The following is a 15,509-nucleotide window of genomic DNA, read 5'->3' as shown; positions in this document are numbered from 1 at the left end:
GCTATTTATCATCCCTTAACTGCTGCTCGGCAAAATAGATAAACGCTTGCATATACGAGCGCATATCGCCTGCGTCATAACTATCGCCGCGCATGGTCGTCACATTAACGCCATATTTGCTAATCAAGGCGTCAATGGCATCAGTCAGTTGAATCTCGCCACCAACCGACGCTCTAGTATTGGCCAGATAATCAAATATATGATTGCTAAATACATAACGACCGACAACGGCCAATTTTGAAGGGGCATCCGCTAAGTTGGGCTTTTCGACAAAACCGGCAACTTTAAAGCTTGCGTTTTTATCAGCTTGCTCGATTTCATGCGCTTGATTAAATGCTTCGTATAATTGGGCAATACCGTATTTATGCACATCTTCATCTGCTACGTTATTGACCAATATTTGCGAATGCGTGTCTTTGGCAAAGGCTTCAATCATAAACGCCAAATTATCAGTCGTTATGTCGGTGGTAAATGGATCGAGCACCACATCTGGCAGCAGTACAGCAAAGTCATGCTCACCAATGATTGGACGCGCCGCCAATACCGCGTGCCCTAACCCTAGCGGTTTGCCTTGACGTATCATAGACACCGTTACATCCTCGGGTAACCAGTTTAAGCTATCGGCTAACACGTCTTTACCTTTAGCACGCAATTGATTATCCAATTCAGCATTGATATCAAAGTAGTTTTCGATGGCGCTTTTTTGCGCATGACCGACCAAAACGATATGTTTGATACCCGCAGCAATGGCTTCTTCAACGACATAATGAATAGCGGGACGATTACCAAGTGGTAGCAGCTCTTTTGGCACTGATTTCGATAACGGCAGCATACGTGTACCAAAACCTGCGACAGGAATAACAGCGTGAGTAATTTTTTTCATAATTTTTAGACTGTATTTAAGAGTGTGAAATAAGAAACATGCTTAAGCAATGCTAAGCGCTATGATAGCCATTCGGGTTTTTACTCTGCCAACGCCACGTATCTTCACACATCTCAGTGATAGATAGTGTGGCATCCCAACCTAGCAAATCTTTGGCTTTATCGGCGCTGGCATAGCAGCTGGCAATATCTCCTGCGCGCCGAGCAGAAAACTGGTAAGGAATATTTTGGCCCGATACTTCAGAAAAAGCCGTGACCAATTCTAAAACAGACGTTCCTTTACCTGTTCCCAGATTAATGGGTAAAAAACCTATTGAGCTGTATTTATCTCGACCTACTTGTTTTTGTAAGTAGTTAAGCGCTGCTACATGACCATGGGCAAGATCAGTGACATGGATAAAATCGCGTACCCCCGTCCCATCGACGGTAGGATAGTCATTACCAAAAATACTAAGTTTTCCAAGCTTGCCAACGGCGACTTGCGAAATATAAGGCATTAAATTATTAGGAATATCATTTGGATCTTCGCCAATTTGCCCAGATGGGTGCGCACCGACAGGATTGAAGTACCTAAGTGGAATAAGATTCCAGCCATCATCGGTTGCCGCTAAGTCCTCTAAAATATGCTCGACCATCAGTTTGCTCTGACCATAAGGATTGGTGCAAGAACGCTTTGATTCCTCATTGATGGGCAAGGATTCAGGATCTCCATAGACGGTCGCAGAAGATGAAAAAACCAAATTCTTAACATCTGCTTCTCTCATAACTTCCAATAAAGCAATGGTGCCACTGACATTATTATAATACAGCAATGGCTTGGCCACCGATTCTCCAACGGCTTTTAGTCCCGCAAAATGAATCACACCAAAGAACTGATGCTCGGCAAAGACCTGTTTGAGTAGATCAGTATCACGGATATCGCCTTTAACAAAGTCGATGGGTTGATCAATGAGCTTGGATACGCGCTCAATGGCCTCGCGGCTACTATTAGACAAGTTGTCGTAGACCACAATATCATAGCCTGCTTCGTGTAAAGCTATACAAGTGTGTGAGCCGATATATCCAGCACCACCGGTTACCAATATCTTGTTTTTCATAATTGCTACATTTTAATCAAAGGAAAGTTATTTTTAGAATAAAAAAAGACACCCCATTGTAGGAGTGCCTTTGTTTTTTTTCAACGATGTTTTGGTATTAGACTAGCTATTAATACCTAAATTACCAACCGGTAACTTCTTTTAACTTATCACCGATTTTTGATGGATCACGGGTATAAGCAATACCAGCGTCTTCAAAGGCTTTAAATTTCTCTTCAGCAGTACCTTGACCACCGGAGATAATCGCGCCAGCATGGCCCATACGTTTACCAGCAGGTGCAGTCACACCAGCAATATAACCAACCACTGGCTTGGTTACGTGCTCTTTGATATAAGCCGCCGCTTCTTCTTCAGCTGTACCACCAATCTCACCGATTAATACGATGGCTTCGGTTTGTGGATCGTCTTGGAACAGTTTTAGCGCATCGATTTGGTTCATACCTGGGATAGGGTCACCGCCGATACCGATACAAGTAGACTGACCAAAGCCAAGCTTAGTGGTCTGGGCAACCGCTTCATAAGTCAAGGTACCAGAGCGTGAAATGATACCCACTTTACCTGGCAAATGGATATGACCTGGCATGATACCGATTTTGCACTGACCTGGAGTGATAACGCCTGGGCAGTTTGGACCAACCATACGTACATCGCCTGCTTCTTCGATATAACGCTTGGCTTTTAGCATATCGATAGTCGGTACACCTTCAGTGATTACGACGATCAATTTTACGCCCGCATCGACTGCTTCAACGATAGAATCTAATACAAATGGAGCTGGTACGTAGATAACTGAAGCGTCAGCTTGGGTCGCTTCCATGGCTTCTGCCATGGTGTTAAAGACTGGCAAACCTAGGTGCGTTTGACCGCCTTTACCTGGGGTTACGCCGCCAACTACTTTAGTGCCGTACTCAATTGCTTGTTCAGAGTGGAATGTACCGTTCTTACCAGTAAAACCTTGTACCAATACTTTGGTATCTTTATCAATTAATACACTCATTATTTTTTCCTTATTCGGTTGTCTTGCAATAGCAGTTTTCTCGCTCACTTATCGTTAAATGTTAACGATTTATGCTTTTGCTAAAAACTGCCATCACGCTGTGACTATAATGCTTAAGCGTCTGGTTAAGCGAGTTATGAATAAAACAGCGCTTAACCGCACGACTTATATTAAAGGCTTATGCTTTAACCGCATCGACAATTTTTTGCGCCGCATCTGCTAGGCCTTGAGCTGAAATGATTTTCACATCAGATTGCTCTAGTAGCTCAGCACCTTTTTCAGCGTTATTACCTTCTAGACGGACAACGACAGGCACTTTTACGTTCACTTCTTTAACTGCTTCGATAATCGCTTCGGCAATCATGTCACAACGTACGATACCGCCGAAGATGTTGATTAGAACGCCTTCAACACTGCTGTCTTCTAGAATGATTTTGAACGCTTCAACAACGCGATCTTTGGTTGCACCGCCGCCAACGTCCAAGAAGTTAGCAGGTTTGCCGCCGTACAATTTGATGATGTCCATGGTCGCCATCGCAAGACCAGCACCGTTTACCATACAACCGATGTTACCTTCTAGGGCAACATAGTTTAGGTCAAATTCAGCTGCTTTGAGCTCGCGCTCGTTTTCTTGCGTTTTATCTTGTAGTGCTGCAATTTTAGGCAGGCGATATAAAGCGTTTGAGTCAATACCGATTTTGCCATCAACACAAACGATTTCGCCATTTTCGCGAACCGCTAATGGATTGATTTCTAATAATGCAAAATCATTGTCAACGAATGCTTGATAAGCGCCGCTCATCAATTTTACAAACTGGTTGATTTGCTTGCCTTCAAGACCCAGTTTAAATGCCACTTCACGTGCTTGGTAAGGCATTAAACCAACTAATGGATCAACGCTTACTTTAAAGATTTTTTCTGGAGTTTCGCTTGCGACTTCTTCGATATCAACGCCGCCTTCGGTTGATGCCATAAAAGTGACGCGACGCGTAGAACGGTCTACAACTGCACCAAGATATAGCTCAGTTTGTACTGGGTACATATCTTCTGCAACCAATACGAAGTTAACTGGTTGGCCTTCTGCGTCAGTCTGGAATGTAACCAGATTGGTACCGATAAGCTCTTCAGCAACTTGCTTTGCTTCTTCGCGAGTTTTAACGAGCTTCACACCGCCCGCTTTACCACGGCCACCAGCATGAACCTGCGCTTTAATAACCGCAATATCAGTAGGCGTCTTATCAAAAGCAGCAGCAGCTTCGTCGCCATTATGGGCGATGATGCCTTCTTGAATGGGCAAACCGTAGCTTTTTAATAGCTCTTTTGCTTGATACTCATGTAAATTCATTGATTGTATCCTTTATTTTTTACAATTAATAAAAAGTGAAAACAAGTGCAAGGCAGAATAACGCTGCCACACTTATGATGGCGGTGACCGTTATCATAATAGTGATAGCGGCCGCACCATCCGGTTAAACTTGATATTGACTCAAATGCTTTTCATTTTAAGCAAGTTAATCTCAAAAACTATTTACGTTTTTTACGCTGTATGGCATGAATCGCACGGCCATCTGCTGATAAAGCGGCTTCATGAACCGCTTCAGAAATGGTTGGATGCGCAAATGTCATCAACTGCAAATCTTCGATACTAGACACAAATTCCATCGCAATCATACCTTGATGGACAATATCGCCCGCACCAGCAGAAATGGCATGCATACCTAACAAACGATCTGTCTTAGCATCAGCAACAACTTTGATAGAGCCTTGTGCTTCACTTTGGGCAAGTGCACGGCCGTTCGCTGCTAGGTTAAATGAACCAGTTTTGACTTCATAACCCGCTTCAGTCGCTTCTTGCTCGGTCAAACCAACCCATGCAATTTCTGGATGGGTATAAATGACGTTGATAATGGTGTCATAGTTAACTTGTGCTTTTTCGCCATGAATGCGCTCAACCGCCATCATGCCTTCTTCCATCGCTTTATGCGCAAGCATAGGGCCACGAACCAAGTCACCGATTGCATAAACGCCGTCAAGGTTGGTTTTACATTGGTCATCGACATCGATAAGGCCGCGTTCAGTCAACGTGATACCACTGTCTGCGCCCAATAGTTTTTCAGAGTAAGCACGGCGACCAACACAAACAATCAGTTTATCAAAGCTTTCATCCGAGGCTTCGCCTTTTGCTTCGCTGGTCACGACAACTTGATCGCCTTTTACTTCAGCATTGGTTACTTTGGTATCAACGCGGATATCAAGACCTTGCTTTTTCAGCATTTTACCCGCTTCTTTAGCAATGTCTTTGTCAGCCGCTGCTAGGAAGCTTGGTAGCGCTTCATAGACAACCACTTCTGCGCCCAAGCGGCGCCATACTGAACCTAGCTCAAGACCAATGACGCCTGCGCCAATGACGCCTAAACGCTTTGGTACTTCGGTGAAATCAAGCGCGCCAGTAGAATCAACAATACGGTCGCCGTCAGTTTTTGCCACAGGAATATCGATAGGCACCGAACCTGCTGCAAGAATGACGTTTTTGGCGGTAATAGTCGTTTCACTTTCGTCTTCTAGAGCGGTAAATTTAACTTTTTTATCCGCACCTTTCCCGTCTTCTAATGTGCCCCAGCCTTGTAGCCAGTCAACGCCATTGCCTTTTAGCAATGCCGCCACGCCGCCAGTCAATTGCTTAACGATAGCTTCTTTACGGCCAATCATTTGCTCGATATCGATAGCAACGTCACCGGTGCTGATACCATGTTCAGCAAGGTCATGCTTGGTCGCTTCATAACGATGTGATGAATCAAGTAAGGCTTTTGATGGGATACAACCGACGTTTAAGCAAGTACCACCCAGTGCTGGCTCACCTTTATACACGCGTTTTTCGATACAAGCCACGCTCATACCCAATTGACCTGCACGAATAGCGGCTTCGTAACCACCAGGACCGCCGCCGATGACGACTAAATCATAATTGTCTTTCATAGTACGTTCCTATTTTTAATTTGGTTCTAATTTATTTCTAATTTTATGAGGATTTAAATGACTGGTTAGACTACTGAATGATAAATGACACTTTTATTCTGTCGTTAATACACCGCAAAAAGAGTTGCATTTATTTGACAATAAACCACAATCACCTCGTCCAAAGTGAAAAAGCTTGTATCAGTGGTTACCGATACAAGCTTAAAAGCTTACAGGTCTAGGAGTAGCATGGTTGGATCTTCGACCAACTCTTTGATAGTAACTAAGAACTGTACCGCTTCTTTGCCGTCAATCATACGATGGTCATATGATAGTGCTAGGTACATCATTGGTAAAATTTCAACTTTACCGTCGACTGCCATTGGGCGGTCGTTGATAGCGTGCATACCTAAGATAGCAGTTTGTGGTGGATTCAAGATAGGCGTTGACATGAGTGAACCAAAGACGCCGCCGTTTGAAATAGTGAACGTACCGCCAGTCATGTCATCAAGACCAAGTTTACCTTGTTGTGCTTTACCACCAAACTCACGAATCTTAGCTTCAACATCAGACATGCTCATGCGGTCGGTATCACGCAATACAGGAACGACCAAACCACGATCTGAAGATACGGCAACACCGATATCATAGTAGCCGTGATAAACGATGTCATCGCCGTCTAGAGAAGCGTTAACCGCTGGGAAGCGTTTTAGTGCTTCAGTCGCCGCTTTAATAAACAATGACATAAAGCCTAGACGTACGCCATGACGCTTTTCAAATTGCTCTTTATACTTAGCACGCATATCCATCAACGGTTTCATGTTGACTTCGTTAAACGTGGTTAGCATCGCTGTTTCTTGTGAGGCAGCCAGTAGACGGTTAGCAACTGTTTTACGTAGACGCGTCATTGGTACGCGTTTTTCAGTACGCTCACCGGTTGATTCAGCAACTGGACGACCGCTATCAGATTTGATAGAGCTATCAGCTTTTAGCGTTGGGTTTGCCATGTCGGTTTTGGTTACACGACCACCGCGGCCACTGCCTTCGACGTTTTTAGGATCAACGCCAGATTCTTTCGCCGCTTTTCGTACCGCAGGACTTTGGTCTTTATGATCCGCTTCGTCTTTTTTATCTGTGGCTTGGACTGGCTCACCGCCATCGGTAGCTTGTTTCGGCTGTACTGGCGCTGCTGGTTGGTCTGGGTCAACTGCAGGCTCATCCGCGCTATCGCTGCTACCACCAGCAGAACTACCGCTAGCACCAGCTTCAAACTCGGCGATTAGCTCGTCTGACAAAATTGTATCGTCAACTTGCTTAACGATTTTGGTAACCACACCGTTATCAGGTGCAACCACTTCTAATACTACTTTATCAGTTTCGATTTCAGCCAATAAGTCGTCGCGGCTAACTTCTTGACCTTCAGTGACATGCCATTCCACGAGGGTGCCATCGGCAACCGATTCTGGAAAAACGGGGGCTTTAATTTCAGCCATCGATATACTCCTTAGATATTGATATTACTCTTTATTATTAAGTCGTGATAGGCAGTCAATACCATTCTCAATCGTCTTACTTTAATGGTAATAGCGGTACGGACTGTTATCGCCTGATTCGTGTATCTTATATAATCTGTTGCTTAAGCCAACTACTATTTAGATAGCTCATCCACACTGATACCAAGACTACCAGCAATAAGCGCTTGCTGTTGCTGAACATGTAGTTTTGGAGATCCTGTCGCTGGCGCCGCACTAGCAGGACGCGCAACTGGCTCCATGACTTTTGCCTTGGTTGGATGCGGCACAACAATGCGGAACATATGCGGCGCTAAATAGTACCAAGCGCCTTGGTTAAGTGGCTCTTCTTGCGTCCAAACAATCTCAGCTAAGTTACTATATTTTTCAATCTCAGCAATCAAACGCTCTTCTGGTAATGGGTATAGCTGCTCGATACGCACAATCGCTACGTGATCTAAACCTAGCGCACGGCGTTGTTCTAATAAGTCATAGTAAACTTTACCGCCGCACAGCACCATACGCGTTACGTTGTCGGCATTTTGCTGATCGATCTCTGGCAATACTGTCTCAAACTTGCCGTTCGCCAGCTCTTCTAGGGTTGAAGTTGCCAATTTATGACGTAGTAAACTCTTCGGTGACATGACGATTAATGGCTTACGAATCGGACGTACCGCTTGACGACGTAGGGCATGATAGATTTGCGCTGGGGTCGTTGGCGTAATCACTTGCATGTTGTCTTCAGCACATAACTGCAAGAAACGTTCAAGACGAGCAGATGAATGCTCAGGACCTTGACCTTCAAAGCCGTGTGGTAACAACATCGTTAGACCACAAACGCGCTGCCACTTAGTCTCACCACTTGAGATAAACTGGTCAATCACCACTTGTGCACCGTTCACGAAGTCACCAAACTGTGCTTCCCAAACAATCAGCGCATTTGGCACAGTCGTTGCATAACCATATTCAAAGGCTAGTACCGCTTCTTCTGATAACAATGAGTTATAGGTCGCAAAGCGCGCTTGCGTCTCACTGATATGTGAAAGGGGTACATACATGCTGCCGTCATTGACGTTATAGATTTCACTGTGACGATGCGAAAACGTACCACGGCCCACATCTTCACCAGTAATACGTACCAAGACATTGTCATGGTCAACCAATGATGCATATGCTAGTGTTTCAGCGGCGCCCCAGTTAAGTGGCTCTTCGCCTGTTTGCATGGCTAAACGCTGTTCGACCATTTTTTGTACTTGGCGTTGTAGCTTGTAACCTTCTGGCATTTCTGCCATACGGCGACCATAGCCTTTTAGCACTTCGATATCGACGCTGGTATCCCAATCGTCAACCAAATCATGACCTAAGTAAGGTTTCCAATCAACGAATAATTCTTCGTTAGGTTGACTCACTAGAGAGCTGGCAACGTATTCACCGCGGTCTAATGACTCACGATATTCATCTTCGTACTTTTGAGCTTCACTCTCACTCAACACGCCGGCTTTGATCAGTTGCTGTGCGTAAATAGTGCGAGTGGTTGGTAATTTTTTAATCACCGCATACATGAGTGGCTGAGTCGCTGATGGCTCATCGGCTTCGTTATGACCGTTACGGCGATAGCAGAATAAGTCAATGATAATGTCTTTATCAAACTCATGACGGTAATCTAATGCCAATTGTGCCGCGAAAACCACTGATTCAGGATCGTCACCGTTTACGTGCAAGATAGGTGCGTGCACCATTTTTGCAACATCAGTACAATACTCAGTCGAGCGCGCATCTTCTTGACGGCTGGTGGTAAAACCAACTTGGTTATTAATAACAATATGTACTGTACCGCCCGTGGTATAAGCGCGGGTTTGTGACATTTGGAAAGTTTCTTGCACCACACCTTGACCTGCAAAAGCCGCATCGCCATGAATAACAATCGGTAGTACAGAGTTGCCTGTTTTATTATCTTGTAGTGGTTGGTCATTACGGCGAACTTGACGCGCGCGTACCGAACCTTGCAATACTGGTGCGACAATCTCAAGGTGCGATGGGTTAAACGCCAATGCCAAATGCGCCTCACCGCCCGGTGTCATCACGTTCGATGAAAAACCATTGTGATATTTAACGTCACCTGAGCCTTTTTCTGGCTGCACTTTACCATCGAACTCATCAAACAAATCGGCAGGGTTTTTACCCAAGATATTAACCAACAAGTTTAAACGACCACGGTGAGCCATACCAATAACCATCTCTTTAGTACCATAACCGCCAGCACGTTGGATGATTTCATTGATAGCAGGAATAAAGCTCTCACCACCTTCTAGACCAAAGCGCTTAACACCCGTATATTTACGAGCCAAATATTTTTCTAAGCCTTCAGCAGCGGTTAAACGCTCAAGGATTGAGAGACGTTTTTCTTTATCAAACTCGATATAACCTAGATTGGTTTCTAGGTATTTTTCCATCCAGCGCTTTTCGGTGCTGGTGGTCACGTGCATATACTCCGTACCGATATAACGGCAGTAGACGCGCTCCATGATCTCGATGATTTCACGTAGCGTCGCTTCATCTTTACCAATATTTAAATCATTGGTTGGGAATACGGTATCAAGGTCGGCTTCAGAAAGATTGTGATAAGCAAGGGTTAAATCTTCCACTTCTGCACGTGGATGCAAATCTAATGGGTCAAGCTTAGCGCGGCGATGACCACGGCGGCGATAGGCTGAAATCAGCTGCTGCACGCCCATTTGTTTTGGGTCAGCACAATTTGAATCGCCAGCTTGTGAGCCAGAGGTGTCAGTATTTACTTTGTTCGCCGTTTGATTGCGCGCAAGCAACAAGAACTGATCTTTAATAGCATTGTGCTTGGCATCATTTGGCGTCTTGTATTGTTCAAAATACGCCTGCCAATCGTTATCAACGCTACTAGGATCATCTAGATATTGCTCATAGAGCGCTTCGATATATTGAGCATTGTCGGCAGCCAGTTCAGTATGATCTAGGCTCGCAGTTTCTTTAGTTATACTATTCATAATAATCGTCTATTTGATAGATAAATGAATGGAATCGTGCTTATTATTGTGTTGTTCGTTATAGGTTAGCGACATCAATCGTCGCTTTTTACCGTTAAAACTTGTCTTAACATTATCTTTTTATTAACCATATCTATAAGTTACCGCTTCTGGTCAATTAAAAACATCGTACCCAAGCTATCTCGTTATAAAAAAGATAATTGCAATACCATGCTTACTATTAAAATTATTTGTGAACGGTCGGTTTTCTTTAGTGGCTCGTTTGACAACATTAATTTATATATAATGCTTGCAACTATAACTAAATTATTAATAGCATGGTTTTACTCAAAAAATTTTGTCTTCAGTTAGCCTTTTAATTGGCTATTTTCGCTGAAGTGGCTTGCTATGGTAGAAAAATATAGGCGATATTACGCCAAACATACATTGCCGTATAGAGTAACATGCCTACCCTGTGGGCCATAGTTTGTTTGTTCAATACTAGGTATTTACGTAATGAATATCTATTATCATTTTTCGCAACTTTGTATCTGTAACACTAAACAATATTACCACATTCAATTATATAGGGAGACGGGCGATATAGCATGTCTTCTTACATACAAGCAACGTATTGTTAATACAGCCTTACTTACCCTCACGGATTTGCCACTGGCCCTCAACAATACCGCTCACGATATCAATATGGTCGTGTTAATAAAAAAAACAATGGCTTATCACTTAATAAATAGCTAAATGCTAATATTTTTTAATAAAAAACACCACCTAATGATAGGTGGTGTTTTTGATGGCGCTATTATAAAGCTAATTGAACATAAAAGGTAGACTAACCTGCATGATCAAGCAGTAAATTACGTAGATGACCAATGGCTTTGGTTGGATTCAAACCTTTTGGACAGACTGAAACACAGTTCATAATACCGCGGCAACGGAACAAGCTAAACGGATCGTCTAAACGTGCTAAACGCGCACGAGTGTCAGTATCACGGCTGTCAGAAACGAAACGGTTGGCATTCAATAGTGCTGCTGGCCCCAAGAACTTATCAGGGTTCCACCAGAACGATGGGCAGCTGGTTGAACAGCATGCACATAAGATACACTCATACAAACCGTTCAATTTTTCGCGTTGCTCAGGTGACTGCAAACGCTCTGTTGCTGGCGCTGGCTGGTCATTGATTAAGAACGGATGAACTTTTTCGTACTGCTCGTAAAATTGGTTCATATCGACAACCAAATCACGGACAACCGGTAAACCTGGTAACGGACGAACCGTTACTTTTTCAGGCAAGGTATTCATGTTGATTAGACATGCAAGACCATTTTTACCATTGATGTTCATGCCGTCAGAACCGCAAATACCTTCACGGCACGAGCGACGGAAGGTAAGTGTTTCATCTTCCTTTTTTAGGCGTAATAACACGTCAAGCAACATACGATCTGAGTCTAACAACTCAATCGTATAAGTTTGCATGCGCGGCGCTGCGTCCACATCAGGATCGTAGCGATAGATTTCGATGGTGCGAGTACCTCGGCTCATAATGCTAAACTCCACACGTAGATGATGGCGGGCTGACAAACCTTACAATCTAAAGACTGTAAACTATCAGCGCTGGTATGTCTAAATCTCAGCGCTGATAGCGGCCTGTCGCTGGCGGTCACCTTTTTAATAAATTAATAAGGGATAAAACGTTTTTTTTACAGTGCGTAAAAATCATGCGCACCCAGTCTAGAATTAATAGACGCGGACTTTTGGCTCGATATAATCGACGGTCAATGGCACTTTACGAACCGGCTTATAGATAATCTTATTGCCTTCAGAATACCATAAGGTATGCTTCATCCATTCTCTATCATTACGGCCGTTTGGTGCGTATTCATCATCTTCTGGACGATCATAGTCAGACACACTGTGCGCGCCGCGACTTTCGTGACGCTTAGCCGCTGATATCATCGTAGCTTTTGCCACTTCATACAAGTTAGCAACTTCGAACGCTTCGATACGCGCAGTGTTAAAGACTTGTGATTTATCCGCCAAATGGATTTGGTCGATTTTTTCACCTAGCGCTAGGATTTTCTCAACGCCTTCGTCCATCATCGCTTGCGTACGGAATACGCTGGCATGCGTTTGCATGGTTGCACGAATCTCGTCAGCGACGTCTTGCGCATTGTAGCCTGAAGTTGATTGTTGCAATTTGTCCAAACGACGCACAGTGAAATCAAGCACGTGTGGATCAAGCGGCTTGTAGTTATGATCTGCATGATGGAACTCATCAACGATATGCTTACCAGCAGCGCGACCAAAGACCAATAAATCAAGCAGTGAGTTGGTACCTAAACGGTTGGCACCGTGGACACTGACACACGCACACTCACCGATAGCATAAAGACCTTTAACGACGTTGCCTTTAGCATATAAACCGTCTTCATCGGTACCCGCTTCTAGATCCGGTACAATCACTTGACCATGGATAGTCGTTGGAATACCACCCATCATATAGTGAATGGTTGGGATGACTGGAATTGGCTCTTTAGTGATGTCAACGTTGGCGAAGTTCTTACCAATCTCAAATACTGATGGTAGACGCTTCATGATGGTTTCAACGCCTAAATGCGTCATATCCATTACGATATGGTCAGCATTTGGACCACAACCACGGCCTTCTTTGATTTCTTGGTCCATAGAGCGTGATACTAAATCACGTGGTGCCAAGTCTTTTACGGTTGGGGCATAACGCTCCATAAAGGCTTCGCCATCTTTATTACGTAAGATAGCGCCTTCACCGCGGCAACCTTCGGTCAATAGTACGCCTGCACCATGAACGCCCGTTGGGTGGAACTGCCAGAATTCCATGTCTTGTAGTGGAATACCTGCGCGAACCGCCATGCCAATACCGTCACCAGTATTGATATAAGCGTTGGTAGAGGCAGCAAAGATACGACCTGCGCCGCCTGTCGCTAATACAGTGATTGGCGACTGGAATACCGCAACAGTACCCGTTTCTTGTTCAATAGCGATGACGCCATTGATGTTACCAGCGTCGTCTTTGATCAAATCAAGGGCAATCCACTCGATAAAGAACTCAGTACCTTGCTGTAGATTTTTTTGATATAGCGTATGTAGTAGCGCGTGACCGGTACGGTCAGCAGCAGCACACGCACGCTGTACGGCTTTTTCGCCATAGTTTGAAGTATGACCACCGAATGGGCGCTGATAAATCGTGCCATCTTCGTTACGGTCAAACGGCATACCCATGTGCTCAAGCTCATACACCACTTTTGGCGCTTCACGGCACATGTACTCAATAGCGTCTTGGTCACCTAACCAATCTGACCCTTTAACGGTGTCATAAAAGTGAAAGTGCCAGTTATCATTGCTCATGTTACCCAAACTTGCACCGATACCGCCTTGAGCAGCAACGGTGTGCGAACGGGTTGGGAATACTTTGGTCAAGACTGCAACCTTCATGCCCGCTTCCGCTAAATGCAATGAGGCACGCATACCTGAGCCGCCGCCACCAACGATGACCGCGTCGTAGTTCAGGGTTTTAATATTACTAATGGTATTATCTTGTCTAGTTGCCATTACGGTTTTCCTAATGCCTGTTAATGCTTAGAAGTAAATAAAAAGGGTGGTCTGTATCTTATTGTGCGTTAACGCTAGCAAGCTTTTGCTGCAACGCTACTGACAATAATCAAAATACAATACAGACAGCCTTCAACCACTTAATTTGCATATCTATCGTTATATTGGGCTTGCTCACTTGTTCACAGCTTTTTCTATTAAATAAGCGTCATTTACCGTATCAGTAATTGTGAATTCAATGTGCGCCCAACGCTATGATTAGCTATGACTATTTTGGCTACTAACGGATGTCTATCACCTAAGCACTTTAAAGTACGTTATTTAAAATAAACGCTTTCAAATAAGCGAATCATCGCCAATGCTGTCAGCTTTATCCGTTGTTATGGTTAGATATTTAATTTATAAAAATCAGATAAATCAATATCTAAACCTATGATTAATGGTTAAACCGCAACAACACCGAAGCCGTTACCCCAAAAAATCATAATGCCCCAAAATAGGAAAACTAAAATAGCGATAATCATTAATGACTGTAGCACTAAACGTAGACCTGCTGCGCTTGAGCCCAGTTTGCCAGTGGTAATATAGTCAGTAAATACCGTCCACATACCAACCCAAGCATGACCAGCCAACGCCAAGACGGCCAATAAGCTGAACAGACGCATCGGTAAACTGGTCATAAAATCAGACCATTCAACGAAGCTTACATTGCCATGAGTTAAGAAGAAGCACAGTAATACCACACTGTATACGGCTAAAACCACACCACTGATACGCTGGACAATCCAATCACGTGAACCTGAGCCGGTTAGACCAGTAGCGCTTTTGATTCCTGAATCATTTTTCATTAGAACATCACCCATACAAATGACGCGACAATTAAGATTGCTGCAATTACAAAGCTAATCATAGAAGCGGCACGGCCAGATTTTAGCTCCTCATTCATACCCATATCAGCAAATAAATGCTTGATACCCATCACAAAGTGATAAGCGATGGCGGCGACGAAAATCCACGCCAAAAAGCGAACAAGGACATTGTCAAATATGGCTTCAAAACTCTCAGGCGACGCCAAAGAATTCTGTAATATCCATAACATGACAGGAATAAGTAGAAATAAAATAATGCCAGAGATACGATGCAAGATTGAAGCTATCGCAATCGGTGAGCGATTAACGCTAATCACTTGGCTTAAGGGCAGATCAATAGGTCGGTTGCTTTTCACAGCGGGCATCCTTTTTGCGGTTATACTCCTGTATCTGCTATCAACGCTTGGTACAAATACACTTCTATAAGCGGCGAGCAACACATGAGATGAATAAGGTAAGGAAGGGCTAGCTGACGTTATTTCATTTGCGCTAAATTTGATAGATAGATTTTATATAGTAAACACGCTCTCTATATATCGTTTCTATGAGACCTTTTTCTATAAGGCTTCTATAGATTTCTATAAGGACTCTATAG

General features: G+C 43.9%; 11 protein-coding genes. All 11 read right to left on the bottom strand.

The window, feature by feature from the left end:
- Position 1: 1 nt before the first annotated feature.
- Positions 2 to 883 (bottom strand): UTP--glucose-1-phosphate uridylyltransferase, encoded by an 882-nt coding sequence (locus tag H9653_RS06425; RefSeq protein ID WP_191691319.1) that lies wholly within the window; start codon positions 881 to 883, stop codon positions 2 to 4.
- Positions 884 to 935: 52 nt separating this feature from the next.
- Positions 936 to 1,979, bottom strand: a complete 1,044-nt coding sequence (gene galE / locus H9653_RS06420; protein ID WP_191691317.1) for a UDP-glucose 4-epimerase GalE — start codon at positions 1,977 to 1,979, stop codon at positions 936 to 938.
- Positions 1,980 to 2,100: 121 nt separating this feature from the next.
- Positions 2,101 to 2,976, bottom strand: coding sequence for a succinate--CoA ligase subunit alpha (gene sucD / locus H9653_RS06415; protein WP_068407825.1), 876 nt, complete (start codon positions 2,974 to 2,976; stop codon positions 2,101 to 2,103).
- 178 nt (positions 2,977 to 3,154) lie between these two features.
- The gene (gene sucC / locus H9653_RS06410; RefSeq protein ID WP_068407827.1) at positions 3,155 to 4,321 is read right to left on the bottom strand and encodes an ADP-forming succinate--CoA ligase subunit beta; all 1,167 of its coding nucleotides are present in this window, start codon (positions 4,319 to 4,321) and stop codon (positions 3,155 to 3,157) included.
- A 179-nt stretch (positions 4,322 to 4,500) separates the two neighbouring features.
- A complete protein-coding gene (lpdA, locus tag H9653_RS06405) occupies positions 4,501 to 5,952 on the bottom strand; it encodes a dihydrolipoyl dehydrogenase (protein ID WP_068407828.1) in 1,452 nt (483 codons plus the stop codon).
- Between the two features lie 209 nt (positions 5,953 to 6,161).
- Positions 6,162 to 7,424 (bottom strand): 2-oxoglutarate dehydrogenase complex dihydrolipoyllysine-residue succinyltransferase, encoded by a 1,263-nt coding sequence (gene odhB / locus H9653_RS06400; RefSeq protein ID WP_068407829.1) that lies wholly within the window; start codon positions 7,422 to 7,424, stop codon positions 6,162 to 6,164.
- A 155-nt stretch (positions 7,425 to 7,579) separates the two neighbouring features.
- Positions 7,580 to 10,462, bottom strand: coding sequence for a 2-oxoglutarate dehydrogenase E1 component (locus H9653_RS06395; RefSeq protein ID WP_191691314.1), 2,883 nt, complete (start codon positions 10,460 to 10,462; stop codon positions 7,580 to 7,582).
- 826 nt (positions 10,463 to 11,288) lie between these two features.
- On the bottom strand, positions 11,289 to 11,999 hold the full coding sequence (locus H9653_RS06390; RefSeq protein WP_191691312.1) for a succinate dehydrogenase iron-sulfur subunit: 711 nt from the start codon (positions 11,997 to 11,999) through the stop codon (positions 11,289 to 11,291).
- Between the two features lie 195 nt (positions 12,000 to 12,194).
- Complete coding sequence (gene sdhA / locus H9653_RS06385) at positions 12,195 to 14,045, bottom strand: succinate dehydrogenase flavoprotein subunit (protein ID WP_191691310.1); 1,851 nt, start codon at positions 14,043 to 14,045, stop codon at positions 12,195 to 12,197.
- Between the two features lie 443 nt (positions 14,046 to 14,488).
- Positions 14,489 to 14,875, bottom strand: a complete 387-nt coding sequence (gene sdhD / locus H9653_RS06380; protein ID WP_318242157.1) for a succinate dehydrogenase, hydrophobic membrane anchor protein — start codon at positions 14,873 to 14,875, stop codon at positions 14,489 to 14,491.
- A 17-nt stretch (positions 14,876 to 14,892) separates the two neighbouring features.
- Positions 14,893 to 15,279: a succinate dehydrogenase, cytochrome b556 subunit gene (gene sdhC / locus H9653_RS06375; RefSeq protein WP_191691306.1), complete on the bottom strand. Its 387-nt coding sequence runs from the start codon at positions 15,277 to 15,279 to the stop codon at positions 14,893 to 14,895.
- Positions 15,280 to 15,509: the final 230 nt, after the last annotated feature.

It is taken from the genome of Psychrobacter communis (assembly GCF_014836505.1).
In the GTDB taxonomy this organism is placed as follows: Bacteria; Pseudomonadota; Gammaproteobacteria; order Pseudomonadales; family Moraxellaceae; genus Psychrobacter; species Psychrobacter faecalis.
The sequence above is the reverse complement of the archived record's forward strand: the minus strand, read 5'-3'. Positions and strand labels throughout refer to the sequence as shown.